Origin of the sequence: Halomonas alkalisoli (assembly GCF_021412585.1) — a bacterium.
Classification (GTDB): Bacteria; Pseudomonadota; Gammaproteobacteria; order Pseudomonadales; family Halomonadaceae; genus Halomonas; species Halomonas alkalisoli.
Map to the genome: position 1 here is coordinate 125098 of NZ_JAKCMI010000012.1, position 23481 is coordinate 148578.

Here is a 23481-nt window from a genome sequence, read left to right on the forward strand (position 1 = left end):
CGTCCTTATGAAAGCAGCAGTGGCTGTGGGTACCCGCACGGCTTATCGACGGCGAAGACGACGGTTGATTTCGTCTTCCCGTTCACTGTCGACCCACCAGGCCGAGAGGTCGAAGCCGTACTTGGGGAAGGGCTCGGGGTAGCCGAACTTGTCCCAGACGGCAATTCGCGTCTCGCCGGAATGGTAGTGGGGGATGGTGATGAAGTTCCACAGCAGCACCCGGTCCAGGGCACGGGCGGCGGTGTTGAGTTCGCTCCGGCTGTCGGCCCGTATCAGACGCTCCACCAGCTCGTCGACCACGGGGCTCTGCAACCCCATCAGGTTGCGGCTCTGAGGGCTTTCGGCGAAGTCGCTGGTCCAGAATTCGCGCTGTTCGTTGCCGGGGTTGTTGGACTGGGGAAACTGCCCGGTGATGATCTCGAAGTCGAAGCTTCTCAGGCGGTTGAGGTACTGGTTGATATCGACGATACGCAGGCTGCCCTGTATGCCGAGGCGTGACATGTTGCGCAGCATGGGCTGCACGACCCGCTCCAGGCCACTGTCGAACAGCATGACCTCGACGGACAGCGGACGGCCGCTATCGCCATTCACCAGGACTCCATCCCGAAATTCGTAGCCCGCCTCCAGCAGCAGCTCGTAGGCCAGGCGCAGGCGTTCACGTAGCTCGGTCGGGTGGTCGATGGGCAGTTCGCTGCCGAAGACCCGCTCGGGCAAGTCGTCACGATGCGGCTCGAGCAGGGCGAGTTCCGGCTCGCTCGGCAGGCCCTCGGCGGCCATCTCGGAGTTCTGGAAGTAGCTCTCTGTCCGGCTGTAGGAGTCGTAGAAGAGGTTGGCATTGAGCCAGGGGAAGTCGAAGGTGAGATTGAGCGCCTCGCGTACGCGAACGTCCTGGAATTTTTCCTCTCGCAGGTTGAAGACAAAGGCCTGCATGCGTGACGGCTGTCCGTCCGGCACGGTGATCCGTTTCACCAGGCCGTCGTTGTAGGCGGGAAAGTCGTAACCGATGGCCCAGGTGGCGGCACGGGCATCGGTGCGATAGTCCATGACGCCGGCCTTGAAGGCCTCCCAGGCGATATCGCGGTCTCGATAGTAATCGTAGATGAGCCGGTCGATATTGTGGCGTCCACGATTGACGGGCAGCTCGACGCCCCAGTAGTCCGGCACTCGCTCATAGACGATGCGGCGGCCAGGTTCCACATCGGCGAGGCGATAGGGACCGGAACCGGGATGGCGTGCCAGGGTCGGTGCGCTGAAGTCGCGCTCTTCCCAGTAGTGCTTCGGCAGGATCGGCAACTGGCCCACGATCAAGGGCAGCTCGCGGGAGTGGTTGGTGGCGAACTCGAAGCGGACGGTATGGCGGTTCAGCGCTTCGACGCTCTCCACATCGGCGTAGTAGCCTCGATAGAACGGGTTGCCTTCCTCCACCAGCAGATTGAAGCTGAAGACCACGTCATCGGCGGTGACGGGCTCGCCGTCGTGGAAGCGTGCCTCGGACCGAAGGTCGAACTCGATCCAGAACCGGTCGGGGTCGAGGCGCATGCCTTCGGCCAGTAGGCCATAGACACTGAATGGCTCATCGACGTTTTCCACCAGCAGGGTGTCATAGATCTCGCCGATGCCGATGGCGGGCGTGCCGCGGATGATGAAGGGGTTGGTCGAATCGAAACTGCTGCCCACGGCCGCACGGACCAGGCTGCCCCCCTTGGGAGCATCCGGATTGACGTAGGGGAAGTGGGCAAAGTCTTCATCCAGGGCTGGCTCGTCATAGAGCGCAAGACCATGCACCGTGGGAATGGTGCCGTGCTCGTCGGCCGGTATCGACGAAACCCAGCCCGAGGCCAGGGCAGTTAGGAAGAGGCAACGCATGACGAACCGCATCGATGACATCCTTGCTGAAACATGCCCCGTCAGGAGGGGTGCCGCCTTAAGGTGTCAGTCCTTCCGTTGCTTGTAAACCTATCTTGTCTAATTTGATGACGCTAGCTGTCAACGAGCGGCCAGGCTGCGCCGGGGAATGTCCAGGCGTTGACCCTCGTGGATGACATCCCCGTTGAGTCCATTGTGCTGGCGGATCTCTTCCACGCTGCTGCCGTGCAGGGCGGCAATGGCCGACAGGCTGTCGCCTCTGGCGACGACATGTTGCTCCGCCCCAGTGCCGGGATTCGGCGATGCCGGCGCCGTAAGGTGGGCCAGGACGTTTTCTTCGTGCTCGATCGGCACCAGCACCACTTTGGCAGTGGCCGGGTGGGCGCTGCCATTGGTCAGGCCGGGGTTGAGTGCCGAGAGTTCGGCCTGGTCCACGCCCGACATGGTGGCCAGTTGACCGAGATTGATCGGTGTCTCCACCGTGATCTTGGCAAAGGCCGGCGCATCGTCGATTTCCGGCAAATCGATGCCGTGGGCATCGGGGTCGGCGATGATGGCCGCGATGGCATTGAGCTTTGGCAGGTAGTTCATGGTTTCGTTGGGCAGTTGGAGGTGCCAGTAGTCCGTGGGCTCTCCGCGGGCGCCGGCAGCATGTCGTGCCCGGTTTACGGTCCCGGCGCCGGCATTGTAGGCGGCGAGAGAGAGCTCGAGGTCACCCTCATACCACTGTTCTGCCTGCAGCTCGATATAATCCAGGGCAGCCTCGGTCGAGGCCACGACATCGAGACGACCATCGTAGCCATTGCGGCGGCTCAGGCCCAGGGCATCTCCCGTGCCGGGCATGAATTGCCAGAGCCCGGCGGCGCCGCGATGACTGCGCGCCGTGGGGTCGAAGGAGCTCTCCACGAAGGGGATCAAGGCGATTTCGCCCGGCAGGCCGCGGGTCTCCACTTTCTCGTTGATCCAGGCCATCCAGGGGCGGGCCCGCTCGATGATCTCGATCACATTGGACGGATTGGCCCGATAGTGCTCGATCCAGTGCTGGACGCGCGCATCATGGGTACGGTCCTGCCATTGCAGGTTGTCACGCAGCCGCTCCCAGGTGTCGCCGGGAAGAAAGTCGAGCTGGAGGTCGTTCCAGAAATGCGTCGTCGAGAACGTATTGCTGGCTCCCGGGTGGGGGGCAGCCTGGCTGTGTGCTCCGGCAGCCAGGGCTCCGAACAGGGCAAGGCTGCTGACGAGGCCCAGGGCCCTTCGTCGAGCGGTATGGTAGGTCATGCGTTCTCCTTCAGGTAGCTGAGGCGGCGTGACGGGGTGCCGCCAGGCTTCCATGGGATGCGTCGAAAATCAGAATGTGTCTTTCCAGGCCCGCAGGGTGGCGAAGGTGGCCTGGTCGGTATCGGTATTGCCATGTCGCGAGGCCGTGGCACGCACGTCGGGGTCGGCGCAGCGCAGGAAGGGGTTGATCCGCTTCTCGCGCCCCAGGCTGCTGGGCAGGGTCGGCCGGTCTAGCTCCCTGGCGCGCTGGGCCTCCTTGAGTGCCACGGCCACGTCTGGATTGTTCGGGTCGGCGGCACTGGCGAACGTCAGATTGGCCTGGGTATATTCGTGGGCGGCGAAGACCAGGGTGTCGTCGGGCAGCCTGGAGAGCGCCTGCAGGGCATGGTGCATCTGTTCCGGAGTGCCCTCGAAAAGTCGCCCGCAGCCGGCCGAGAACAGGGTGTCGCCACAGAACAGCAGGGGCGGGATGCCGGCAGTGAAGAAGGCGATATGATCCAGGGTATGCCCCGGCACTTCCATGACATCGAAAAGGCGCCCCATGACACGGCAGGTGTCACCTTCGCCGACGCGTTCATCGATACCGGCGATCTGGGGATTGTGCGGACCGATGACATGGGGAGAGTAGCGTTCGATCAGTTCGGCAAGGCCGCCGACATGATCATGATGATGATGGGTAATGAGAACGCTGGCGAGATTCAGCTTATCCCGCTCCAGTATCTGAATGACCGGGGCAGCATCGCCGGGGTCCACGATGCAGACATCGGGGCTCGTATCCTGGCGCATCAGCCATATATAGTTGTCGCCAAAAGCGGGAATCGGTGTCACGCTCAGCATAGGCCTAACGTCCTCGTCGCGTCGTCAACCGGTGTGTTGCAGGGCTCTGAGCCTTGTTCTCGCAAGCCGCACTATCGATGCGTGCACAAGGTTTCCAGGCACGAACGATCACTGCGCGCTATAGCCGAGAACCATTGCCATGGCGGCTAAACGCTGCCATTTTGCTATAAATTGCCTGCAAAACCGGTGATAATGGAGGGTGTTGTAGCCAATGTCAAACTCAGAGGACCTGCTGGCTCTGGCTCAACTGTTCCGGGAAGGGCGGAATTACTGGTCAAGCCCTGACGGTGTCGCCCACTGGCGAGCCGAACGCGCCTGCCTGGGCCCTGTCTGTGAGCGATTGCATGGGCTCCACAGCCTCGAGCTCGGAATGGGGCCTACCCTGACCGACATGTCGCCCATTCACCACAGCATGCGCTGGGCGCCGACTGCAGAGTTGGCCGAGCAGCCGTCGACCCTGGTCTGTCCTCCCGATGCCTTGGCACTGCCCGATGAGAGCCTGCAGCTGGTGGTCATCCACCATCTGCTGGAAATCGTGCCGAACCCCCATCGACTCTTGCAGGAGGCCGCTCGGCTTACCGGCGACGATGGCTGTCTGATCATTTTCGGCTGGGCCCCGCTTGGCGTGGCTGGGCTATCGCGACTCTCGCCGGGCCGACGGCGTCGACTACCGTGGCGAGGGCAGTGGCGAACACCGGCCAAGCTGCGCGATTGGCTGGCATTTGTGGATTTCCGAATCGAGCGGGTAGACTACTGTGGTTTTCACCTCCCCGGCAGAATGCCGGGCAACGCCGCCCTGGAGACCCTGGGGCGACGTCATAACGTGCCGTTGGGGGACAGCTACATCATTCGCGCGCGTCGCCGAACGAAGCTGGCTCAGGTTCAGCGCCCCCGTCTTCGCCTCGGTGGCGCGCTGGGTGGCAGTTCCCTGGGCCATGCCTCCCGGGTCGGGCGTCCCGCAGTAGAAGAACCGAGCAGAAGGACCACCGAGGTTGAGTGATACCGATCAAGCCAAGCCGTTATCCAGCGTCACCATCTACACCGATGGGGCATGTCGAGGGAATCCGGGGCCGGGCGGCTGGGGGGCGGTGCTGACCAGTGGCAGGCACGAAAAGACCCTCAATGGGTTCGAAGCCGATACCACCAACAATCGCATGGAGCTGATGGCGGCCATCATGTCGCTGCGTGAGCTCAAGCAGCCATGCCGGGTCGACCTCTGGACCGACTCCGAATACCTGCGAAAGGGGATTACCGAGTGGATCCATGGCTGGATGAAGCGTGGCTGGAAGACGGCCAACCGACAGCCGGTCAAGAACGCTGAGCTGTGGCGAGAGCTACTGGAGGAGGCCAGCCGGCATCAGGTGCAGTGGCACTGGGTGAAGGGCCATAGCGGCCACCCGGGCAACGAGCGTGCCGATGCGTTGGCCAATGCCGCCATCGATGCCCATCGCGCCAAACCAGGCGTCGTCATCAAATCATCGTGAGTCATGTGTCATGCGTCAGATTGTTCTGGATACGGAAACAACCGGTATCGATCCCAAGGAAGGGCACCGGCTGATAGAGATCGGTGCCGTGGAACTGGTGAACCGCCGCCTTACCGGACAGACCTACCATCAATACATCAATCCGCAGCGGGAGATCGAAGCCGAAGCCATCGCGGTGCACGGCATTACCAACGACGACCTGAACGACAAGCCGGTCTTCGCCGATATCGCCGATGCGTTCTGGGACTTCATTGTCGGTGCCGAACTGGTGATCCATAACGCGGCCTTCGATGTGGGGTTCATCGACCACGAGTTCATGCTGCTTCACGCCCAGCGCCGCGAGCCACGCCTGGGCCCGGTTGCTGAGCATTGCTCCATCCTGGACACCCTGCGACTGGCCCGCGACCGTCACCCGGGACAGCGCAACAACCTCGATGCGCTGTGCAAGCGCTACGAGATCGACAACGGCCGTCGGGTACTCCACGGGGCCCTGCTGGATGCCGAGATCCTGGCCGAGGTCTACCTCGCCATGACCGGTGGCCAGACGGCCCTGACACTGGATGCCGAAGAGCGCCGTGCCGATGACGCCATGGCTGGGGGGTTGTCGATTCGACGTTTGTCATCGACGGCCAGCCTGAGCGTCCTGCGCCCTGGCGCGGAGGAACTGGTCGCGCATCAGGCCAAGCTCGAGCAGATCCGTCAGGCTGCCGGGTCCTGCCACTGGGATGAGCTCGCCGCGGCGAGCGGCCTGGCTGAAAAGCCGATCTGATGCTGCGCCGCGACCTTCCCCTCCATGTGGCTCGAGGCCGGGTAATCCGGGTTGCCGCTGGCCGCATCGCGCCCGGGCCGGATGCAACGCCCCTGCAGCCCGAACAGGAATGGACATCGTCCATGCAGCCGCTGTGCTACTGGCACGACGAGCCGGTGGCTCTGGCAGTGGAGACCCAGGGAGGTAACGACTGGCCGGACGGCAGGCAATGGTTGGCGAGGCTCCCCGAGTCCTGGTTTCCGCTGCTTTCCACGGCACTGCAGGTTTCGGCCTGGCTTCGCGACCATAGCTACTGTGGTCGCTGCGGCGCCGCTTCGGTGCGGCTGGGTGGTGAATTTGCCATGCACTGTTCGGCCTGCGGGCTTCGCAACTACCCCAGGATTTCTCCTTGTATCATCACCCTGGTGACCCATGGAAACGACATGTTGCTGGCCAGGAGTCCGCGCTTTCCTCCCGGGCGCTATTCCACGCTGGCCGGCTTCATCGAGCCTGGGGAGTCCGCTGAAGAGGCCGTGCACAGGGAGATATTCGAGGAGGTGGGGGTGACGGTCGGGCGAATCCGCTACTACCGTAGCCAGGCCTGGCCATTTCCCCATGCGTTGATGCTGGGGTTCTTCGCCGAAGCCGCCAGCCGGCGCATCCGTATCGACGGTGTCGAGATAGCCGATGCAGCCTGGTTCAGTCCCGAGCGGCTGCCTCAGCTGCCGCCGCCCTATTCCATCTCACGAGCCCTGATCGAGACGCATCTCGCCGAGGTGAAGGGCAGCCTTCGATGAAAACCGCACGGGCCGCCATATGGCGGCCCGCGTCGGCTTCTTGTTGCTGCGCCGGATCAGCGTGACGGGAAGAGGCTCGTCAGCTTGGTTGCCAGCATGACATTACCGGTTGCCTTGAGCTTGCCGGTCATGAAGGCGGTCATGCCGTTGATCTCGCCATTCATCACACCCTTCAGGGTATCGGTGCTCATGCTCAGGCTGACCGAGGGATCATCGTGCTCGCCCTCTTCAATGGCCAGGTTGCCATCCTTGATGACCAGATAGTGGCTGCCATTGTCGCTGAAGTGAAACTGGAAGATGTCATCCATGCCCTTTGCGGCCTGAGGGTCGAAGCGATCTTGTAGTTTGTCGAAGGTGTTGCTGGACATGCGAGGGCTTCCTCTGTCTGGGGATCAAGGGAGGGTCGGGCACTTCTGATGAGGGTATTTTAAACAACTGTTTTAATCAAGGCCATTGTACCGGGCGTCAGGCGGCGTCAGGATAAGTCGTCCAACCAGGAAGCGGAGAAAGCAACGTGAACGAGTGGCTGATGGATATCGGGCGCTTCACGGCCCAGCTGACGGTCTTGATACTGCTGGTGGGAATCGTGGTGATCATCGTCGCCCGGGCAAGGAGCGAAGGTGGCGACCGTCTGCGCATGCGTATCGAGGAGCTCAACCATCGACATGAGTACCGGCGGCGACGGCTGACCCTTGCCGCCAGCGAGCCAGGTGCTCGCAAGCGACTGCTCAAGGCGTTCCGGCGGGATGACAAGGCACAGGGACGCCAGGGGCGCAAGGCGCCGGGGGAGCCGCGACAGACGGTCTGGGTACTGGATTTTCGCGGCGACATCAAGGCATCGGGGGTGGGGCGGCTGGCCGAGGAGATATCGGCCGTCATTGCCGCCGCCTCGGAAGGCGACGAGGTGGTGGTACGCCTTGAATCACCCGGCGGGCTGGTGCACGCCTATGGCCTTGCCGCCGCCCAGATGGATCGGCTTCGGGATGCCGGCCTGACGACCACCGTCTGTGTCGACAAGGTGGCTGCCAGCGGGGGATACCTCATGGCCTGTGCCGCCGACCAGCTGCGCGCAGCGCCCTTTGCGGTACTGGGCTCCATCGGCGTGGTAGCGCAGCTGCCGAACCTCCATCGGCTCCTCAAGCGGCACGATATCGATGTCGAGCTGCTGACCGCCGGCGAGTACAAGCGAACCCTCACGGTCTTCGGCGAGAATACCGAAGAGGGCCGGGAGAAGTTCCAGGCGGACCTGGAAAACATCCATCAGCTGTTCAAGACCCATGTGGCCGAGCGCCGCCCCCGGCTGGATATCGAGGCGGTCGCTACCGGCGAGACCTGGTATGGACGGGACGCCCTCGACAAGGGGCTGATCGATGCCTTGGGTACCAGCGAGGCGTACCTGGTATCGCGCATGGAGGAGGCCCGCGTGATCAGCATGCGCCTCGAGGCGCGCCGTGCCATGGGCGAGCGCCTCGGAATGGCCATATCGAAAGGGATCGAGGGCGGCATCGAGCGGGTAATGGAGCGTCTCGATGCCGGCCGCTGGGAGAAGCGTTGAGCCAGCAAAGCCGCTCACGGCTCCTGTAGCTTGACCAGCGTCCCGATCAGTTCCTTCGCCTGTTCGCCCTGCAGGGAATAGTAGATGGTCTGCGATGCCCGGCGTGTTGTCACCAGGCCTTCCCGGCGCAGGATGGCGAGATGTTGCGACAGGGCCGATTGACTCAGCGCTAGACGCTGATTGAGCTCGGTCACCGACAGCTCGGAGTTGTCGAGCAGACAGAGAATGCGTAGTCGGTTGTCATTGGCCAGCGCCTTCAGAAGGGCAGTGGCCTGGTCGATGGCGACATCTCCGGCTTCGAGCAGGCGGGATGCGTTGCTGTGCGAGGTGCTCATGTCGATCTCCCGGTGTTGGCTGCCCGGCTGCTGCAGGCCGGGGCGGGCGGCTTCGGGCGGCTACCTCGGCCTGCGACAACAGCTGTCCAGCGAGCTGCGGCAGGAGGCAGGGGTGTGGCAGTGCCCTTCATGGTTATGGCATTGCTCATTTAGTTATCATTGATAGTGGCCCATTAGCTGTCAAACGTCGAATCAACGGGACTTTGACTTCGGTCGGAAAATCCGCCGATATTGTCAACAATTGCCCCATGGCTAGGGCTGATTAGCCGATGGTATGAAGGAAATTCTCGGGAAACTCTCTAGAGTGTCAACAATCCAAGGCAACCTCGTGTCGGACAGGACGCTCATGACAACCTACAAAACCGAATTCAGCCGTTCCATCGAACAGCCCGAAGCCTTCTGGGCCGAGCAGGCTCGTCGCATTCCCTGGTTTACGCCGCCCAAGACCATACTTTCCTACGATGAGCAGCAGCATGCGCGCTGGTTCGTCGATGGCGAGCTGAACATCTGTCATGCGGCGCTGGATCATCATGTCGAGCAGGGGCGGGGCGATCAGCCCGCTGTGCTGTGGGACTCTCCGGTTACCGACAGCAAGCGAACCTTGAGCTACCGCGAGATGCGCGATCAGGTGGCGCTATTCGCCGGGGCACTGAAAGAGCTGGGGGTCGAGAAGGGCGACCGGGTGGTCATCTATATGCCCATGGTGCCCGAGGCCCTCATGGCAATGTATGCCTGTGCGCGTCTGGGGGCGGTGCACTCCGTCGTCTTCGGCGGCTTCGCGCCGCACGAACTGGCTGTGCGCATTGACGATGCCCGGCCCAAGGTGGTCGTGGCGGCCTCCTGCGGCATCGAGGTTGGCCGTGTCATCTCGTACAAGCCGATCATCGATGCCGCCATCGAACAGAGTGAGCACAAGCCGGACGCCTGCGTGATATTTCAGCGTGACCAGCAGCTCGCCGAGCTTGGCGAAGGCGACCACGACTGGGCAGAGCTGGTGGCGAAAGCGGAGCCGGTGGCGTGTGTGCCGGTCAAGGGCAGCGACCCGCTTTACGTGCTCTATACATCCGGTACCACTGGCAAACCCAAGGGTGTGGTTCGCGACACCGGCGGCTATGCCGTCGCACTCCACTACTCGATGGAGGCGATTTACGACGTGGCCCCCGGGGAGGTGTTCTTCTCGGCCTCGGATGTGGGCTGGGTCGTGGGGCACTCCTACATCGTCTATGCCCCGCTGCTGCGAGGCTGTACCACCGTGGTCTACGAAGGAAAGCCGGTAAACACCCCGGATGCCGGCGCCTTCTGGCGATTGATCAGCGAGTATGGCGTGAAGAGCTTCTTTACCGCACCCACGGCCTTTCGCGCCATCAAGAAGGAGGACCCCGACGGCAAGCTGTTGGCGCAGTACGATATTTCCAGCCTGAAGGCGCTGTTCCTTGCCGGAGAGCGGCTCGACCCACCGACCTTCCACTGGCTGGACGACCTGCTGGATGTTCCCGTGATCGACCACTGGTGGCAGACGGAGACCGGCTGGCCCATTGCCGCCAACCTGCATGGCCTTGACCCGATGCCGACCAAGGCCGGTAGTGCCACGGTGCCGGTTCCCGGGTTCGACGTTCAGGTCCTCGACCGTGAGGGCGAGCAGGCCAAGCCGATGGAGCAGGGAAGCGTCGTCATCAAGCAGCCAATGCCTCCTGGCTGCCTGGTCGGTGTCTGGGGAGATTCCCGGCGCTTTCACAGTGCCTACATGGCCGCATTCCCGGGCTACTACCTGACCGGTGACGGCGGCTACTTCGACGAGGATGGCTATCTGTTCATCATGGGGCGCACCGATGACGTCATCAATATCGCCGGGCATCGCCTCTCCACCGGCGAGATGGAAGAAGTCGTGGGTGCCCACAAGGCCGTCGCTGAATGTGCAGTGATCGGCATCCATGACGCGCTCAAGGGGCAGGTGCCAGTGGGCCTTGTGATTCCCAAGGATGGTTTCGAAGGCGATGAGCTGGCCCTGGAAAACGAACTGATTGCCCTGGTGCGGGAGAAGATCGGGCCCATTGCCTGCTTCAAGCAGGTCCTGGTGGTGAACCGTCTGCCCAAGACGCGCTCCGGCAAGATACTGCGCAAGCTGCTGCGCAATATCGCCGATGGCAAGGAGTTCGGGGTCCCCTCGACCATTGATGACCCGGCCAGCCTGCAAGACGTCCACGATGCGATGAAGGATCGTTCGGTGGGCGCTGCCCATGAGGCACGCCAGGTCTGAGCGGTGCCGCCTTGACCATGCCCCCTGGGCTGCGTGACGCCACCCACCGGGTGGCGTCATTGCGTTCGGGGGCGGCGCATTGGCCAGTGCCCGCCATCACACGTATAATCCGCGCCTTTCCGAGGGTTCCCTCACCCCTCATTGTGCAACGACACGACTCCGTTCGGCGGGGTCGTCAAAAAGGACCGGCCGATGTTCGTGTTGAAGGAAGCCCAGTACCGCCGCTGCCTCATGCTGCTGGTGGCGTTTCATATCCTGATTATCGCGGCCAGCAACTACCTGGTTCAGCTGCCCTTCACGCTGTTCGGGTTCCATACGACCTGGGGCGCCTTCAGCTTTCCCTTCATCTTCCTGGCCACCGACCTGACCGTTCGGCTATTCGGCAAGGAAGCGGCGCGCGCCATCGTCATGCGCGTCATGCTGCCGGCACTGGTTATCTCCTATGTGGTATCGGTGATCTTTCCTCGGGGGGGCTTTGCCGGGGTGGAGGCCTTGGGCGAGTGGAACCTCTTCGTGGCGCGTATCGCCCTGGCGAGCTTCATGGCCTATGTGCTGGGACAGCTGCTCGACGTCCAGGTCTTCGACCGGCTTCGCGGGTTGAAGTCCTGGTGGGTGGCGCCTGCGATATCGACCGTCTTCGGTAACCTGGCCGATACCGCAGCCTTCTTCGCCACGGCGTTCTACCGCAGCCCCGACCCCTTCATGGCAGCCAACTGGGTCGAGATCGCCACCGTCGACTATGTGATCAAGCTTGGCATCAGCCTGCTGTTCTTCCTTCCGCTTTACGGTGTGCTCCTCGCCTGGCTGAGCCGCCGGTTGGTCATCCTGACCGGCCAGCAGGACCTGGCGCCGCAGCACCCCTGACTCGAACCGTTCCGACTCGAACCTGCACTGGAGGCCCGATGACTGTCGAACTCAACTATGTCGATACCGGTGGCGAAGGTACGCCGCTGTTCGTTGTGCACGGCCTGCTGGGCAGCGCCGACAACTGGCGTTCCCACGTCAAGCAATGGCAGGAGCGCCACCGAGTGGTGGCCGTGGATCTTCGCAACCATGGCCGCTCTCCCCATGTCGAGGGCATGAGCTACAGCGAGATGGCTCAGGACCTACTGGCGCTGATGGAGCGACTCGGTATCCAGCGGGCTCACCTGCTGGGACACTCCATGGGCGGCAAGGTGGTTGTCTCACTCGCGCGGCTGGCCCCGGAGCGTGTCGCTTCGCTGATCGTCGCCGATATCGCGCCCCAGGCCTACGGCCATGGCCACGACGACGTCTTTGCCGGACTTCGCCGACTGGAGGAGGGCAGGCCTGCCAACCGACGCGAGGCCGACGCACTATTGGCGGAGCACGTCGAGGAGCGTGGCACGCGCCTGTTCCTGGCCACCAACCTTCAGCGCGGTGAGGCTGGCGAGCTCGAGCTCCGTATCGGTCTCGACGAGATCGAAGCGGGCTATCAGGAGATCATGCAGGCGCCGGCAGGCCAGGGGGCCTTCGATGGGCCCACGCTGGTACTGCGTGGGGGGAACTCCCGCTACGTCACCGACGAGATGATACCGAGGCTGCGTGAGGTGTTGCCCCGGGCCGAGATCAAGACCCTGGAAGGGGCGGGACACTGGTTGCATGCGGAAGATCCCGACGCCTTCCAGGCAGCGGTGAACGGCTTCCTCGACTCGCTGGAGAGCTGACGCTCCCGAGGGCACGAATCAGGGCGTGAGCGCGCCAAGGTCGATGGCGAGTCGTTCCAGTGGGGTCGTCGTTTCGACTACGCCTGCGTCAAGCAGGTATTGCTCGAAGCGGTGGTAGCGTCCGTGGTCCACGGCGGCAGGCTGCAGCGAGAGACGTGGGAAGATGTGGCTCCAGGCCTCGCGGGTGGCCGGGTCATCCAGCGCCGGTTCCGACGCCGCCAGCAGCTCCCAGGCTCGTTCGGGATGATTGAATATCCAGAGGGTTGCCTCCTCGATGGCCGCCACGAGAGCGCGGATGGCCTCGCGCTTGCCGTTCAGCTTGTCCCGGTTGGCCATCAGGATCAGGCCATCATGGCTGGGAATGCCGTGCTCCTCGACGCTCAGAAAGCGGGAGGAGACGCCTTCATCCACCAGTTGCCGCGGCAGCAGGAAGCGGTGGTTGATCATCACGCCATCGACGATTCCTTCTCGCAGGCTGTCCCGCGCCGTGTAATGCACGTCACGGGCGTCCACCAGCTCGATCCCCTTCTCCAGGGTCAGCAGGTTGGCCAGCAGCCGGGAGAGCAGGATGTCGCGCCCGTCCAGGTCGGTATAGCCGAGGTGTGCGCCGTCGAGGCCGAGTTCGCCATTGTCGGTGGCCGGCGGATCTCGCAGCAACAGCCCCGCCATCGGGGTGCCGACGAGCGTGGCGACACGAATCAATGGCAGCCCCTTGCTCGCCAGCAGATGTAGCTGCGGTTGCCTGCCCAGCGCCAGATCGGTTCTGCCGGCCGCCAACAGCTTGGCCGGCACATTGGGGTCCGCCGGGCTGACCAGGGTGACATCCAGCCCTCGGCGAGCGAACATTCCCTTCTCTCGTGCCACCAGCAGGGCGGCATGCTGGGGGTTGAGGTACCAGTCCAGGGTGATCTCGAGCCGAATCAGGGGGGGTGGAACGATCGGCTCGGCAGGTGTGCTGGCGACGGAGGGGATCTCGGCCTCTTCCATGTCGGCGACGGACGTGGGCTCCTCCGGCAGAAACAGTTCGATGAAGGAGGGCTCTGGGACCTGCGGCGGTAGCTGGACGAGCGGGGTCAACTCACTCTGTGCCAGGGCTTCCGCCCGGTAGAATGCCGCCGGAGGAACGACGACTTCGGTTTTCAGGATCAGTGGCGGTGCGACCAGGGCGTCGGAGGATTCCAGCGGGGAATCGGCGAGCGCTAGGGCTGGAGTGAGGGAAAACGACAAGACCATTGGCGCCAGAACGCGTACTGCGAACCATCGATAGGATCTAGCCATGGGATGGGGGCGTCTCCGGCAGCGATAGCAATCAATCGGGGAGGGCCAGTTTAGCCTTGCTGAACGGCCGAAGGCCAGCGGCGCCATTCACTGCCCCGTTCCTCCTTGCATGGCATAATGATGGGCTCCGCGCCTTGAGGCCTCTATGGATACCATCAATACCCTTTTCCTGTTAAGTGGTTTTCTGATCGCTCTCAGCGTACTGGCCAGCCGTCTCTCCTCCATGGTGGGGCTGCCCCTGCTGCTGATCTTCCTGGGGCTGGGGATGCTGGCGGGCGAGGAGGGCGTGCTGGGCATCCAGTTCGACGACTACTCTATGGCCTTCCTCATCGGACACCTGGCCTTGGCCATGATCCTGCTGGATGGGGGGCTTCGCACACGCCTCAAGACCTTTCGGGTAGGCTTCAAGCCAGCCTTGTCACTGGCGACGTTCGGTGTGTTCGTCACCAGTGCGCTGGTCGGTGTCATCGCGATGTGGGTGTTCGATCTCACCATCGTCCAGGGCCTGCTGGTGGGGGCGATCGTCGGATCCACCGACGCGGCCGCCGTCTTCTCCATGCTCAGCGGGCGCGGAGTCCATCTCAATGAGCGTGTCAGTGCCACCCTGGAGATCGAGTCCGGCACCAACGACCCCATGGCGATCTTCCTGACCCTGCTGCTGGTCGAGGTCCTGGTGGGCGACATCCGGGGCGTGTCGTCCACCCTGCTGTTCCTGATCACCCAGTTCGGCCTGGCACTCTTGATTGGCCTGGGTGCGGGCTGGCTGAGCGGCAAGCTCCTGCGCTGGCTGGATCTCGCGCCGGGCCTGTACGCCTTGCTGGCCCTGGCCCTTGGCTTTTTCGTTTTCGGCCTGACCAGCTTCCTCGGGGGGAGCGGCTTCCTGGCGATCTACCTGACCGGCCTGATGATAGGCAACCAGCCGGGACGCCACCTCAACTTCATCCTGCCCGTTCACGATGGGCTGGCGTGGCTGAGCCAGATCGGGCTCTTCCTCATTCTTGGCCTGTTGGTCAGCCCCAGTGGCCTGCTGGAGTATGCGCTGCCGGCTTCGCTGGTGGCCCTGGCACTGATCTTCGTGGCCCGGCCGCTGGCGGTGTTGATTACCGTCAAGCCCTTCTTCAAGTTTCGCTGGCGAGAGATCGGCTTCCTCTCCTGGGTGGGGTTGCGGGGGGCCGTGCCTATCGTGCTGGCCATCTTTCCGGTAATCGGCGGGGTCGATAACGCGGAGCTCTACTTCAATGTCGCGTTTGCCGTGGTCTTGATGTCACTACTCATACAGGGGGGGACGCTGCCATTGATGGCGCGCTGGATGCGCGTCGAGATCCCCCAGGGTGTAACGCCCAACCACCGGGGCCCGCTGGGTATTCTGCCCGAGAACGACTACGAGATGTTCGTCTATAAGGTCGACAACCAGGACCTGGACGATGTGCCGATACGGCTGCTGCGCTTTCCTTCCGGTGCCGTCATTTCGGCGCTGTTCCGCCAGCACGCCATGCTGCATCCCAAGGGCAGTACCCGGCTCAAGCTGGGTGATGTGATCTGCGTGATCGGGCGTAGCGACGATCTCCCGGCCTTGAATCGACTGTTCAGTGGCGATGCCAAGCTCAAGCAGGAGCGAGCTTTCTTCGGCACCTTCACCTTCGATGGGGAAGCGCTGATGCGCGATATCGCCGGCGTCTACGGCTTGACCCTGAGCCCTGGCGAGAGCGATATGACCCTCGCAGACTTCGTCTCCTTGAGGGTTGGCGGCCACCCGGTCGTCGGTGATGACGTGGACTGGCATGGCATCCACTGGGTGGTCAGCGAAATGGATGGCAACAGGGTGACGCGAGTCGGTCTACGCCTCTATTGAGCCGTTTGCCATGATGAAGCTGTGGGGCGGGCTCCGTTTCACTTCGCTCGCTGGCGTTCGGTGAGCGTGACCTCCACCGACTGCTCGGGACTCGCCAGCCAGAGCATGCCATCCTGAATGGTGCAGTTCAGCGACATGCTTTTGGCTGCCAGTGAGGCCAGGGCTTGAACCGATGCGACGTCGACATCTACCACCGTCAGGTTGGCAAGGGTGGCGAGCTTGGTGTGGTGCTGATCCCACCAGAGCGATGCGCCATTCCCGCTGTAGGTATAGAGCGTGACCTGGCGAGCCCGGCCGCAGGCCTTGCGAATGTCCTTCTCGTCAGGCTGGCCCAACTGAATCCAGTGTTCGATGGCCCCGGTCAGATCCTTCACCCAGAGGTCGGGCTCATCATCGGTACTGAGGCCCCGGCCGAAGGCCAGCGACTCGTCCGCATGGCGAGCGAATGCCAGTAATCGCACCATCATGCGCTCATCGGTTTCCGATGGGTGGCGCGCCACTGTCAGGGAGTGGTCTGCATAGTAATGCCGATCCATGTCAGCGATCTGCAGCTGGGCCTTGTGAATCGTTGCCTTCGATGCCATTTGCCGTCGATACCTTGCTCAGAGGAGGGCCCATGATGCCACAATCGGGCACGCTTCGACTCGACGCCGGTAAAGATGACAACAAAAGGGGACGCCGGCTCACTTCCGGCTTGCCATTCCGGAGGTAAAAGGTCTACGTTTCTACCAGTCGGGTCTACGTTTCTCGACTGGTTAAGTACCCGAAAGTAAACGAAAAACCATTAGCGTAATATCAGCGTAAGTCTTTGCCGGGTAATGTAACTGTCGGACCGTTACATGCGCATTGTGAGCCATCAAGCTGCCATGCGAAACCGCCTGGACACGAAGCGCCAATACACGGAGGTAGTCATGTTGAAATTTCTCGCCAGCACTGCAGGCATCATCTTTCTTATCGGACTGATAGTCGTTATCGGCCTTCTGATGCTGATATTTTAGGCAGGTCAGTTGGGAAGGCTGGTGAATAACCCCGTCGATTCAAGGTGCATTGCCGCCTTCCACTTGATGGTCATGTGTGCCAACCGAGGCGAGCCCCATCGGCAACATCCTGGTCTAGGGTAAGAGGAGACAAGGGTGAAGCCTCAGGCCCCGCCGAGGCGACGTTATCGGTGACCGGTGGAGGGCAGTGCGATGCGTACCATCACGACACAGGAGTTCGAGGCTCTTGAATGGATCGTCGACGAGATCGAGGTTGGCGAGCATCAGTTGGACAAGTTTGAAGAACCGGTGGGGCTGGATGCTGACGGCGAACCGGCCATGATAACCCAGTACATTTCCTGGCTGTCCGGCACTTGCCTGCTCCGTGCGAAAGCCTTTCCGCAGATTTCCTACCTTATCGACTGGACGGCCCAGGGTGGCAAGGCGTCACTGGAAGATGCCTATGACTTCTATATCGACTTCAGCGAAGCCGGCGAGAGCAGGCTCGAAATGGAGGGCATCGAACTGGTCGACGACGACGGCAGTGCCCTGCCGCTCAGCGAAGCCGAGCAGCTCGCGTTCGATGCGGCAAACAACGATTTCGACTGGGAAGTGGAAGTCGGCAAGCTGTTGCCCGAAGCGCCGATGACGTGAGCATTGTAGTCGGCGTTCACTCGACCGGCGGTGATGCGTGCCGTCGCCGACAAGCGCTACTGCGGCCAAAGACAGAATCCCGCCTCATCGCTGCCGTTTGGTGTGGTCCAATGGGAGCGGACGCCCCGATTATGCTGGTCTAGAATGGAAAAACCCGCCTACCAGGGCGGGTTCTCAGGGAGCAGGGTGGCGGAGGGACAGGGATTCGAACCCTGGGTAGGTTTGACCCTACGCCGGTTTTCAAGACCGGTGCATTCAACCGCTCTGCCATCCCTCCGGCTCACGGGGGCGAATATTACCAGCTATCTTCATGAGGTCAAGGGGTTCCACTGCACCGGCACCGGGAGGCGGCCATGGCGATGCCTCTGACAACGCCCGTCATCTTGCCACGCGTGGCGGTATCCGCGGCGTTGCTGCACGAGGGCAGAGTATTGATGATCCGGCGCAGGCATCCACCCAATGCCGGCATGCTCGCCCTGCCGGGAGGGCGGGTCGAGCCCGGCGAGCCACTGTTGGCTGCCGCGGTTCGCGAGCTACGGGAGGAAACCGACATCGAGGCCGAGCCACTTGGTGTCATGACCGCGGTTGAAGATAGGCAGTATGACGCCGGTGGCGGGCTGCTGAGCCATTACGTTATCGTGGTGGTACGATGCCACTGGCTGGGCGGGACGGCAGTGGCCCGTGACGATGCCAGTGAAATCCACTGGTTGGATGCTGGAGCACTGAACGATGACGCAGCGATCTGCGCCAGCGCCCGAATGATTGCGAACCAGCTGCTTGTCGGAGAGAATTCTGCGATGATGGTGCGTTGAGGCTTTCAGAACTAAGGGGTTGCGTCGGGAACCAACCGGCGGCATTCTTTGTCCACTGCCGAGATCACTCAGATCAATTACAGGGAGCTCTGGATCAATGGCCTATAACGAAACACATGTGGCACAGCATACGTCACAGGTAGTCAGTACCAACAAGGTGCTGCGCAATACCTACGGCCTGCTGGCCATGACACTGCTGTTCTCCGCTGTGACGGCTGGCGTCGCCATGACCATGGGCGTCGAGCGGATGAACATTCTCGTATTCTTCGCGGGCGCCTACGGCTTGATGTTCCTGGTGCACAAGACCGCAAACTCCGCTGCCGGCCTGTTGGCCACCTTCGCCTTCACCGGCTTCATGGGCTTCACGCTGGGCCCGATCCTCAGCGCCTACCTGGCACTGCCCAATGGCGCCGCGCTGATCATGAATGCGCTGGCCATGACCGGCCTGACCTTCATCGGCCTCTCGGCCGTGGCGTTGATCACCAAGAAGGACTTCAGCTTCCTCTCCAATTTCCTGATGGCGGGGGCGATCGTGCTGATCCTGGCCATGGTGGCGGCCCTGATCTTCCAGATCCCGACCCTGATGCTGATGGTATCGGCCGGTTTCGTGCTGTTCGCCTCGGCGGCGATCCTCTACCAGACCAGCGAGATCGTGCACCGTGCCGGGGAAACCAACTATATCCTCGCCACCATCACGCTCTACGTCTCGATCTACAACCTCTTCGTCAGCCTGCTGATGCTGCTCGGTATCATGAGCAACGACTGACCTCAGGTTCGAAGTGTAATCCCCAGGCCCCGCTCAGGCGGGGCTTGCTCGTTTGATAGGGCAGGAACCGTCCATGCGCTACGCATTGCTCGTTCAGGGCGCCCCCTACAGCAGCCAGGCCTCGCATTCCGCTCTGCGCTTTGCCGCGGCCCTGCTGGCTCGGGGAAATCGCCTGGAGTGCGTCTTCTTCTATCATGATGGTGTCTATAACGCCGCACGGCTGGCGGCGCCCCCTCAGGATGAGCCCCATCTGGTGGACGCCTGGGTGAGGCTGAACGAGGAGCACGGCACCCAGCTTCAGGTCTGCATCGCTGCCGCCCTGCGCCGGGGTTTGCTCGATGAGCGTGAGGCCTCCCGCCACGGCAAGTCGGGCCATAGCGTCGAGCCCCCTTTCGAACTGACGGGGCTGGGCCAGTTGATCGACCTGGGGCTAGGCGTCGATCGCCTGGTGACCTTTGCGCCCTGAGGAGGAGGATGCGATGCAAGCAGAGACCGTTCTGGACGGAGATGTGCTGGTCATATTGCGCCATCCGCCCCACGGCAGCAGCTGGCTGCGTGAAGGCCTCGATGCCGCCCTGGTGGCGGCGGCCTTCGGACAGGCAGTGAGCCTGCTGTTCCAGGGCGATGGCGTTCTGGCGCTGCTCCAGGGGCAGGGGCCCGGTCCCCTGGGGCAGAAGGGCACCTCTGCCACGCTGGATATGCTGGCGATGTACGATATCGAGTCGCTGTTCCTGGACGCGACGTCACTTGCCCGCCTGGGCTTGTCTACCGATTCGCTGCAGCTGCCGGTAAGCCCCCTCGAGCCGCCATCGATAGCGGCGCTGATAGCCGGGCACCGGCTAGTACTGACATTCTGACGCCATCGGTGACACGACGATAATCGCGAGGTCGATCATGATCCTGCACATTCTCAATCGCTCTCCCAGCTCGAGCCTGGTCTACCGTGACGCCCTCGCCGGCATGGGGCCGGAAGATCGCCTGTTGCTGGTCGAAGATGGCGTACATGGCGCGCTGCCGTCCCAGGTTCGTCATTTCGAGGTGATCGGCGATCGGCTGTTCGCCCTGCGTGAGGACCTGGTGGCCCACGGACTGGATGGCCACTGCGATGCCAGTGTCCAGGTGGTGGACGTCGACGGCTTCGTGGCGCTCACCGAAGAAGCCGACAAGACAGTGAGCTGGTTCTGATGGCTTCCACGGAAATCGACCGCTATCTGCAGGTGGGAGCCCAGCGCATTGCCCTCGATCCGGAGGGCTATCTGATAGCGCTCGATGACTGGACACCGGCCGTGGCCAGCGCCATGGCGGCCGAGGAGGGGCGTGAGCTGACCGATGAGCACTGGGAGATCATTTCGGTACTGCGCGACTTCTATGCTCGCTACGAGGCCTCGCCGGCCATGCGGCCGCTGGTCAAGGCCGTGGCGCAGTCGCTGGGAAGCGAGAAAGGGCGTTCGCTTCACCTCATGCGCCTCTTCCCGGAAAGCCCTGCCAAGGTGGCGGCGCGGCTGGCAGGCCTGCCGAAGCCGGCGAATTGCCTCTGATGAAGGGGTTTTCCACGAAGGTCTTGCCATGAAAGCGCACTCTCGATGAAGCGTTCCCCATGAATTTTTTGGCTCATGCCTGGCTGGCCCGCGGCGGCAGCGACGAATTCCTCTACGGCAACCTGATTGCCGACGGCGTCAAGGGCAGTGACCTCTCGGCCTGGACCGTCGAGGTCGCCAGCGGTATCCGGCACCATCGCCGGGTCGATGCCTTCGTCGATGGCCATCCGGTGATCCATTCGGCACGGAGCCGGGCGCCGCAGACGCTTCGGCGTTATACCGGTATCGCCCTGGACCTGATGTGGGACCACTTCGTGGCGCGCCAGCTGCAACTCGACGTGGTGGAATCCCGGCTGGTATTGCGCTGCTATCGCCTGCTGGAGCAGCGTCCTGCCCCCGCCCGCCTGGCTCTCATGATGCCGGTACTGGTGGAGCAGGACTGGCTGCATCGCTACGCCGACTTCGATTTCACCTGCCGGGCGGTGCGCGGTATCGGTCAGCGGCTTTCGGGCCCCAACCGCCTGGCGGAGCTTGTGCCCTGGCTGGAGGCGGATTATGCCGGCCTGGAGAAGGACTTTCAGCGCCTCTGGCCCGCAGTGAACGACGAACTCGAGGTACCCGATACCGGGAAGGGCCCATCGTTCAATCGACCCTGAGCCACAGGCAGTCAACGGCGTCGCCGGGCGCGATGCGTGACTGCTCGGGTATCACGGCCAGTGCATCGGCGCCGACGCAGGAAGAGAGCACGCCGGAGTTCTGGTCGCGAAACGCGCTTGCCACGATCCCTTGCTCACCGAACTCGATGGCCACGCGCATATAGTGGCGACGAGGGCCGGTGCTGGTGGCGAAGTCGGCACGGGCGGGGAGCGTCGGCAGCTCGGCAAGGGCCGGGCAGCCAAGCAGCGCGCCCACCAGGGGGCGAAGGAACAGCCAGGCACCGACGAAGCACGACACGGGGTTGCCCGGCAGGCCGACGAAGCGCACTGGCCTGCCGCCTTCCCCGGGCAGCCGCCCCAGGGCGAGCGGCTTGCCGGGCCGTATGGCCAGGCGCCAGAGGTCGAGCCGGCCGATGGATTCCAGTGCCGCGCGGACGTGGTCCTCTTCACCCACACTCACCCCGCCGGTGGAGACCACCACATCCGCTTCCCGGGCGGCCCGGCTCAGGGTTGCGCGGGTACCTTCCGGGTCGTCGGGCACCGAGGCGACGAGCACCACCTCGGCGCCGAAGCGTTCCAGCAGCTGCCTGAGCATGGGGCGGTTGGAGTTGTAGATCTGTCCCGGGGCCAGAGGCTGGCCCGGATCGACGATCTCGTCACCGGTGGAGAGCAGGGCGACACGGGGGCGACGGCGCACAGCCACCTTGGTGATGCCCTGTCCGGCAATATGGCCCAATGCAGCGGCATCGAGGCGTACGCCGGCATCGAGCAGCGGCGCCCCCGCCCGTACGTCACGGCCCCGGCGGCGCACGTTATCACCGGCCGGGATATCCGCGGGGATGACCGCCAGGCCATCCTTCGTCTCGACGCGCTCCTGCATCACCACGCAATCGGCCCCGGGCGGCAGCTCGCCGCCGGTGAAGATCCGTGCGCAGCTTGCCGGTGACAGCGGCTGGACGGCACTCCCCGCGGCGACACGCTGCGTGATCGGCAGTGTCTTTCCTGCATCGCCGTGATGCAGGGCATACCCGTCCATGGCGCTATTGTCGAAGGGCGGCACGTCGAGTCGGGCCAGCACCGGATCGGACAGCACCCGTCCTGCGGCTTGGCTGCAGCTTACGACCTCCGTCGGTAGCGGGCCGACACCCTCGACTAGCGCGGCGAGTGCTGCCTCGATGGGTTGAAGCTCAGCCATGTTGACCCCGGCCGGGTATGACCAGGTTGGCGAAATTGCACGGCTTGTGACGGCTGTCGAGTTGCTCTGCCAGCAGGCCATCCCAGGCGGTGCGGCAGGCGCCGCTGGAGCCGGGCAGGCAGAAGATCACGGTGGCATTGGCCAGGCCGCCCAGGCAGCGGCTCTGGATCGTCGAGCTGCCAACGTCATTGAAGGAGAGCTGGCGGAACTGTTCGCCGAAGCCTTCGATGCGCTTGTCCAGCAGCACGGACACGGCTTCAGGCGTCGAATCGCGACCGGTGAACCCGGTGCCGCCGGTGGTCAGGATGACCTGAATATCCGGTTCGGCAATCCACTCGGAGACGACCGCACGGATACGGTAGATGTCATCGATCACGATCCGACGCTCGGCGAGCCGATGCCCCGCCAGTTCCAGGCGCTCGGCCAGCAGGGCGCCACTGCGATCGGTATTCAGGTCCCGGGTATCGGAGATGGTCAGTACCGCTATCCTCAGCGGTATCATCGTTTCGCTCATGACCCTTTCTGCTCCCCTTTACGGGCCTGTTGGGCCTCCAAGGCGGCCATCTGTTCCGGCGTGGCCTTCTGCTGGTAGTTGGCTTTCCACTCGTCGTAGGGCATGCCGTAGACATACTCCCGGGCCGTTTCATAGTCGAGATCGGCACCCTGCTGCTCGGCCGCCGACACCAGCCACTTGGAGAGGCAGTTGCGGCAGAAGTCGGCCAGAATCATCAGGTCGATGTTCTGCACCTCCTTGTGTTCGTCGAGGTGCTTGAGCAAGCGGCGGAATGCCGCGGCTTCCAGTTCGGTACGGGTGGCATCGTCGAGATGCTGCATAGCGTGTCTCCCTGCCGGTCATGAAGGGTGTGAGGCGTGTTGCCAGCATAACAAAAGACACCGCCCGAAGGCGGTGT

General features: G+C 63.1%; 28 protein-coding genes and 1 tRNA gene. 18 read left to right on the top strand and 11 right to left on the bottom strand.

The window, feature by feature from the left end; all coding sequences use genetic code 11:
- Positions 1–42 precede the first annotated feature (42 nt).
- The 3 genes from LY622_RS02605 to gloB form a co-directional block, all read right to left on the bottom strand.
- Positions 43–1878 (bottom strand): extracellular solute-binding protein, encoded by a 1836-nt coding sequence (locus LY622_RS02605; RefSeq protein WP_234289461.1) that lies wholly within the window; start codon positions 1876–1878, stop codon positions 43–45.
- A 108-nt stretch (positions 1879–1986) separates the two neighbouring features.
- Positions 1987–3144: a transglycosylase SLT domain-containing protein gene (locus LY622_RS02610; protein WP_234289462.1), complete on the bottom strand. Its 1158-nt coding sequence runs from the start codon at positions 3142–3144 to the stop codon at positions 1987–1989.
- A gap of 69 nt (positions 3145–3213) precedes the next feature.
- Positions 3214–3981, bottom strand: coding sequence for a hydroxyacylglutathione hydrolase (gene gloB / locus LY622_RS02615; RefSeq protein ID WP_234289463.1), 768 nt, complete (start codon positions 3979–3981; stop codon positions 3214–3216).
- Positions 3982–4192: 211 nt separating this feature from the next.
- Between gloB and LY622_RS02620 the strand changes: the two genes are divergently transcribed.
- Genes LY622_RS02620 through nudC form a run of 4 tightly spaced genes read left to right on the top strand, consistent with a single transcriptional unit; the run spans position 4193 to position 7010 of the window.
- Positions 4193–4981, top strand: coding sequence for a methyltransferase domain-containing protein (locus LY622_RS02620; protein WP_234289464.1), 789 nt, complete (start codon positions 4193–4195; stop codon positions 4979–4981).
- The gene (gene rnhA, locus LY622_RS02625; RefSeq protein ID WP_234282719.1) at positions 4974–5465 is read left to right on the top strand and encodes a ribonuclease HI; all 492 of its coding nucleotides are present in this window, start codon (positions 4974–4976) and stop codon (positions 5463–5465) included. The genes LY622_RS02620 and rnhA overlap by 8 nt, the downstream gene beginning before the upstream one ends.
- Positions 5466–5475: 10 nt before the next feature.
- The gene (dnaQ, locus tag LY622_RS02630) at positions 5476–6234 is read left to right on the top strand and encodes a DNA polymerase III subunit epsilon (protein ID WP_234289465.1); all 759 of its coding nucleotides are present in this window, start codon (positions 5476–5478) and stop codon (positions 6232–6234) included.
- A complete protein-coding gene (nudC, locus tag LY622_RS02635) occupies positions 6234–7010 on the top strand; it encodes an NAD(+) diphosphatase (protein WP_234289466.1) in 777 nt (258 codons plus the stop codon). Before dnaQ ends, nudC begins: the two co-directional genes overlap by 1 nt.
- A 56-nt stretch (positions 7011–7066) precedes the next feature.
- Here nudC and LY622_RS02640 read toward each other — a convergent pair whose 3' ends face one another.
- Positions 7067–7378 carry an SCP2 sterol-binding domain-containing protein gene (locus LY622_RS02640; protein ID WP_234282725.1) on the bottom strand — a complete coding sequence of 104 codons (312 nt, stop codon included), beginning with the start codon at positions 7376–7378 and terminating at the stop codon, positions 7067–7069.
- 146 nt (positions 7379–7524) lie between these two features.
- Between LY622_RS02640 and sohB the strand changes: the two genes are divergently transcribed.
- Positions 7525–8565, top strand: a complete 1041-nt coding sequence (gene sohB, locus LY622_RS02645) for a protease SohB (RefSeq protein WP_234282727.1) — start codon at positions 7525–7527, stop codon at positions 8563–8565.
- A 14-nt stretch (positions 8566–8579) separates the two neighbouring features.
- Here the strand turns inward: sohB and LY622_RS02650 are convergent, their stop codons facing one another.
- Positions 8580–8900 carry an ArsR/SmtB family transcription factor gene (locus tag LY622_RS02650; RefSeq protein WP_234289467.1) on the bottom strand — a complete coding sequence of 107 codons (321 nt, stop codon included), beginning with the start codon at positions 8898–8900 and terminating at the stop codon, positions 8580–8582.
- Positions 8901–9174: 274 nt separating this feature from the next.
- Here LY622_RS02650 and LY622_RS02655 point away from each other — a divergent pair, with 274 nt between their 5' ends.
- The 3 genes from LY622_RS02655 (at position 9175) to LY622_RS02665 (ending at position 12842) form a co-directional block, all read left to right on the top strand.
- Positions 9175–11157, top strand: a complete 1983-nt coding sequence (locus LY622_RS02655; protein ID WP_255761869.1) for a propionyl-CoA synthetase — start codon at positions 9175–9177, stop codon at positions 11155–11157.
- Positions 11158–11349: 192 nt separating this feature from the next.
- A complete protein-coding gene (locus tag LY622_RS02660; RefSeq protein ID WP_234289469.1) occupies positions 11350–12021 on the top strand; it encodes a 7-cyano-7-deazaguanine/7-aminomethyl-7-deazaguanine transporter in 672 nt (223 codons plus the stop codon).
- Between the two features lie 38 nt (positions 12022–12059).
- Positions 12060–12842 (top strand): alpha/beta fold hydrolase, encoded by a 783-nt coding sequence (locus tag LY622_RS02665; RefSeq protein WP_234289470.1) that lies wholly within the window; start codon positions 12060–12062, stop codon positions 12840–12842.
- A gap of 18 nt (positions 12843–12860) precedes the next feature.
- On the opposite strand, the gene LY622_RS02670 is transcribed toward LY622_RS02665, so the two are convergent.
- Complete coding sequence (locus LY622_RS02670; RefSeq protein WP_234289471.1) at positions 12861–14069, bottom strand: ABC transporter substrate-binding protein; 1209 nt, start codon at positions 14067–14069, stop codon at positions 12861–12863.
- Between the two features lie 196 nt (positions 14070–14265).
- On the opposite strand from LY622_RS02670, the gene LY622_RS02675 reads away from it, so the two are divergent.
- Entirely contained in the window at positions 14266–15972 is a 1707-nt protein-coding gene (locus LY622_RS02675; protein WP_234289472.1) for a potassium/proton antiporter, read from the top strand.
- A 38-nt stretch (positions 15973–16010) separates the two neighbouring features.
- On the opposite strand, the gene LY622_RS02680 is transcribed toward LY622_RS02675, so the two are convergent.
- Positions 16011–16556: a YaeQ family protein gene (locus LY622_RS02680; RefSeq protein ID WP_234289473.1), complete on the bottom strand. Its 546-nt coding sequence runs from the start codon at positions 16554–16556 to the stop codon at positions 16011–16013.
- A gap of 327 nt (positions 16557–16883) precedes the next feature.
- Here LY622_RS02680 and LY622_RS22750 point away from each other — a divergent pair, with 327 nt between their 5' ends.
- Complete coding sequence (locus LY622_RS22750; protein ID WP_459637834.1) at positions 16884–16970, top strand: small membrane protein YohP; 87 nt, start codon at positions 16884–16886, stop codon at positions 16968–16970.
- A 192-nt stretch (positions 16971–17162) separates the two neighbouring features.
- Positions 17163–17603 (top strand): hypothetical protein, encoded by a 441-nt coding sequence (locus LY622_RS02685; protein WP_234289474.1) that lies wholly within the window; start codon positions 17163–17165, stop codon positions 17601–17603.
- A 187-nt stretch (positions 17604–17790) separates the two neighbouring features.
- Here LY622_RS02685 and LY622_RS02690 read toward each other — a convergent pair.
- Positions 17791–17880 (bottom strand) — tRNA-Ser (locus LY622_RS02690).
- 76 nt (positions 17881–17956) lie between these two features.
- Between LY622_RS02690 and LY622_RS02695 the strand changes: the two genes are divergently transcribed.
- From LY622_RS02695 to LY622_RS02725, 7 genes are all read left to right on the top strand, one after another.
- On the top strand, positions 17957–18415 hold the full coding sequence (locus tag LY622_RS02695; protein ID WP_234289475.1) for an NUDIX hydrolase: 459 nt from the start codon (positions 17957–17959) through the stop codon (positions 18413–18415).
- 97 nt (positions 18416–18512) lie between these two features.
- Complete coding sequence (locus tag LY622_RS02700; protein WP_234282744.1) at positions 18513–19181, top strand: Bax inhibitor-1/YccA family protein; 669 nt, start codon at positions 18513–18515, stop codon at positions 19179–19181.
- A gap of 73 nt (positions 19182–19254) precedes the next feature.
- A complete protein-coding gene (gene tusD, locus LY622_RS02705; protein ID WP_234282746.1) occupies positions 19255–19647 on the top strand; it encodes a sulfurtransferase complex subunit TusD in 393 nt (130 codons plus the stop codon).
- A 13-nt stretch (positions 19648–19660) separates the two neighbouring features.
- Positions 19661–20038 carry a sulfurtransferase complex subunit TusC gene (tusC, locus tag LY622_RS02710; protein ID WP_234289476.1) on the top strand — a complete coding sequence of 126 codons (378 nt, stop codon included), beginning with the start codon at positions 19661–19663 and terminating at the stop codon, positions 20036–20038.
- Positions 20039–20075: 37 nt separating this feature from the next.
- Positions 20076–20366 (top strand): sulfurtransferase complex subunit TusB, encoded by a 291-nt coding sequence (tusB, locus tag LY622_RS02715; protein ID WP_234282751.1) that lies wholly within the window; start codon positions 20076–20078, stop codon positions 20364–20366.
- The gene (locus tag LY622_RS02720) at positions 20366–20719 is read left to right on the top strand and encodes a TusE/DsrC/DsvC family sulfur relay protein (protein WP_234289477.1); all 354 of its coding nucleotides are present in this window, start codon (positions 20366–20368) and stop codon (positions 20717–20719) included. Before tusB ends, LY622_RS02720 begins: the two co-directional genes overlap by 1 nt.
- A 59-nt stretch (positions 20720–20778) precedes the next feature.
- Positions 20779–21375, top strand: coding sequence for an acyl carrier protein phosphodiesterase (locus LY622_RS02725; protein ID WP_234289478.1), 597 nt, complete (start codon positions 20779–20781; stop codon positions 21373–21375).
- On the opposite strand, the gene LY622_RS02730 is transcribed toward LY622_RS02725, so the two are convergent.
- The 3 genes from LY622_RS02730 to LY622_RS02740 are packed head-to-tail and all read right to left on the bottom strand — an operon-like array spanning position 21362 to position 23404.
- Complete coding sequence (locus LY622_RS02730; protein WP_234289479.1) at positions 21362–22570, bottom strand: molybdopterin molybdotransferase MoeA; 1209 nt, start codon at positions 22568–22570, stop codon at positions 21362–21364. The two genes, LY622_RS02725 and LY622_RS02730, sit on opposite strands and share 14 nt — an antisense overlap.
- Entirely contained in the window at positions 22563–23084 is a 522-nt protein-coding gene (gene moaB, locus LY622_RS02735; RefSeq protein ID WP_234289480.1) for a molybdenum cofactor biosynthesis protein B, read from the bottom strand. The genes LY622_RS02730 and moaB overlap by 8 nt, the downstream gene beginning before the upstream one ends.
- Entirely contained in the window at positions 23081–23404 is a 324-nt protein-coding gene (locus LY622_RS02740) for a DUF1244 domain-containing protein (protein ID WP_234289481.1), read from the bottom strand. The genes moaB and LY622_RS02740 overlap by 4 nt, the downstream gene beginning before the upstream one ends.
- Between the last annotated feature and the right edge of the window lie 77 nt (positions 23405–23481).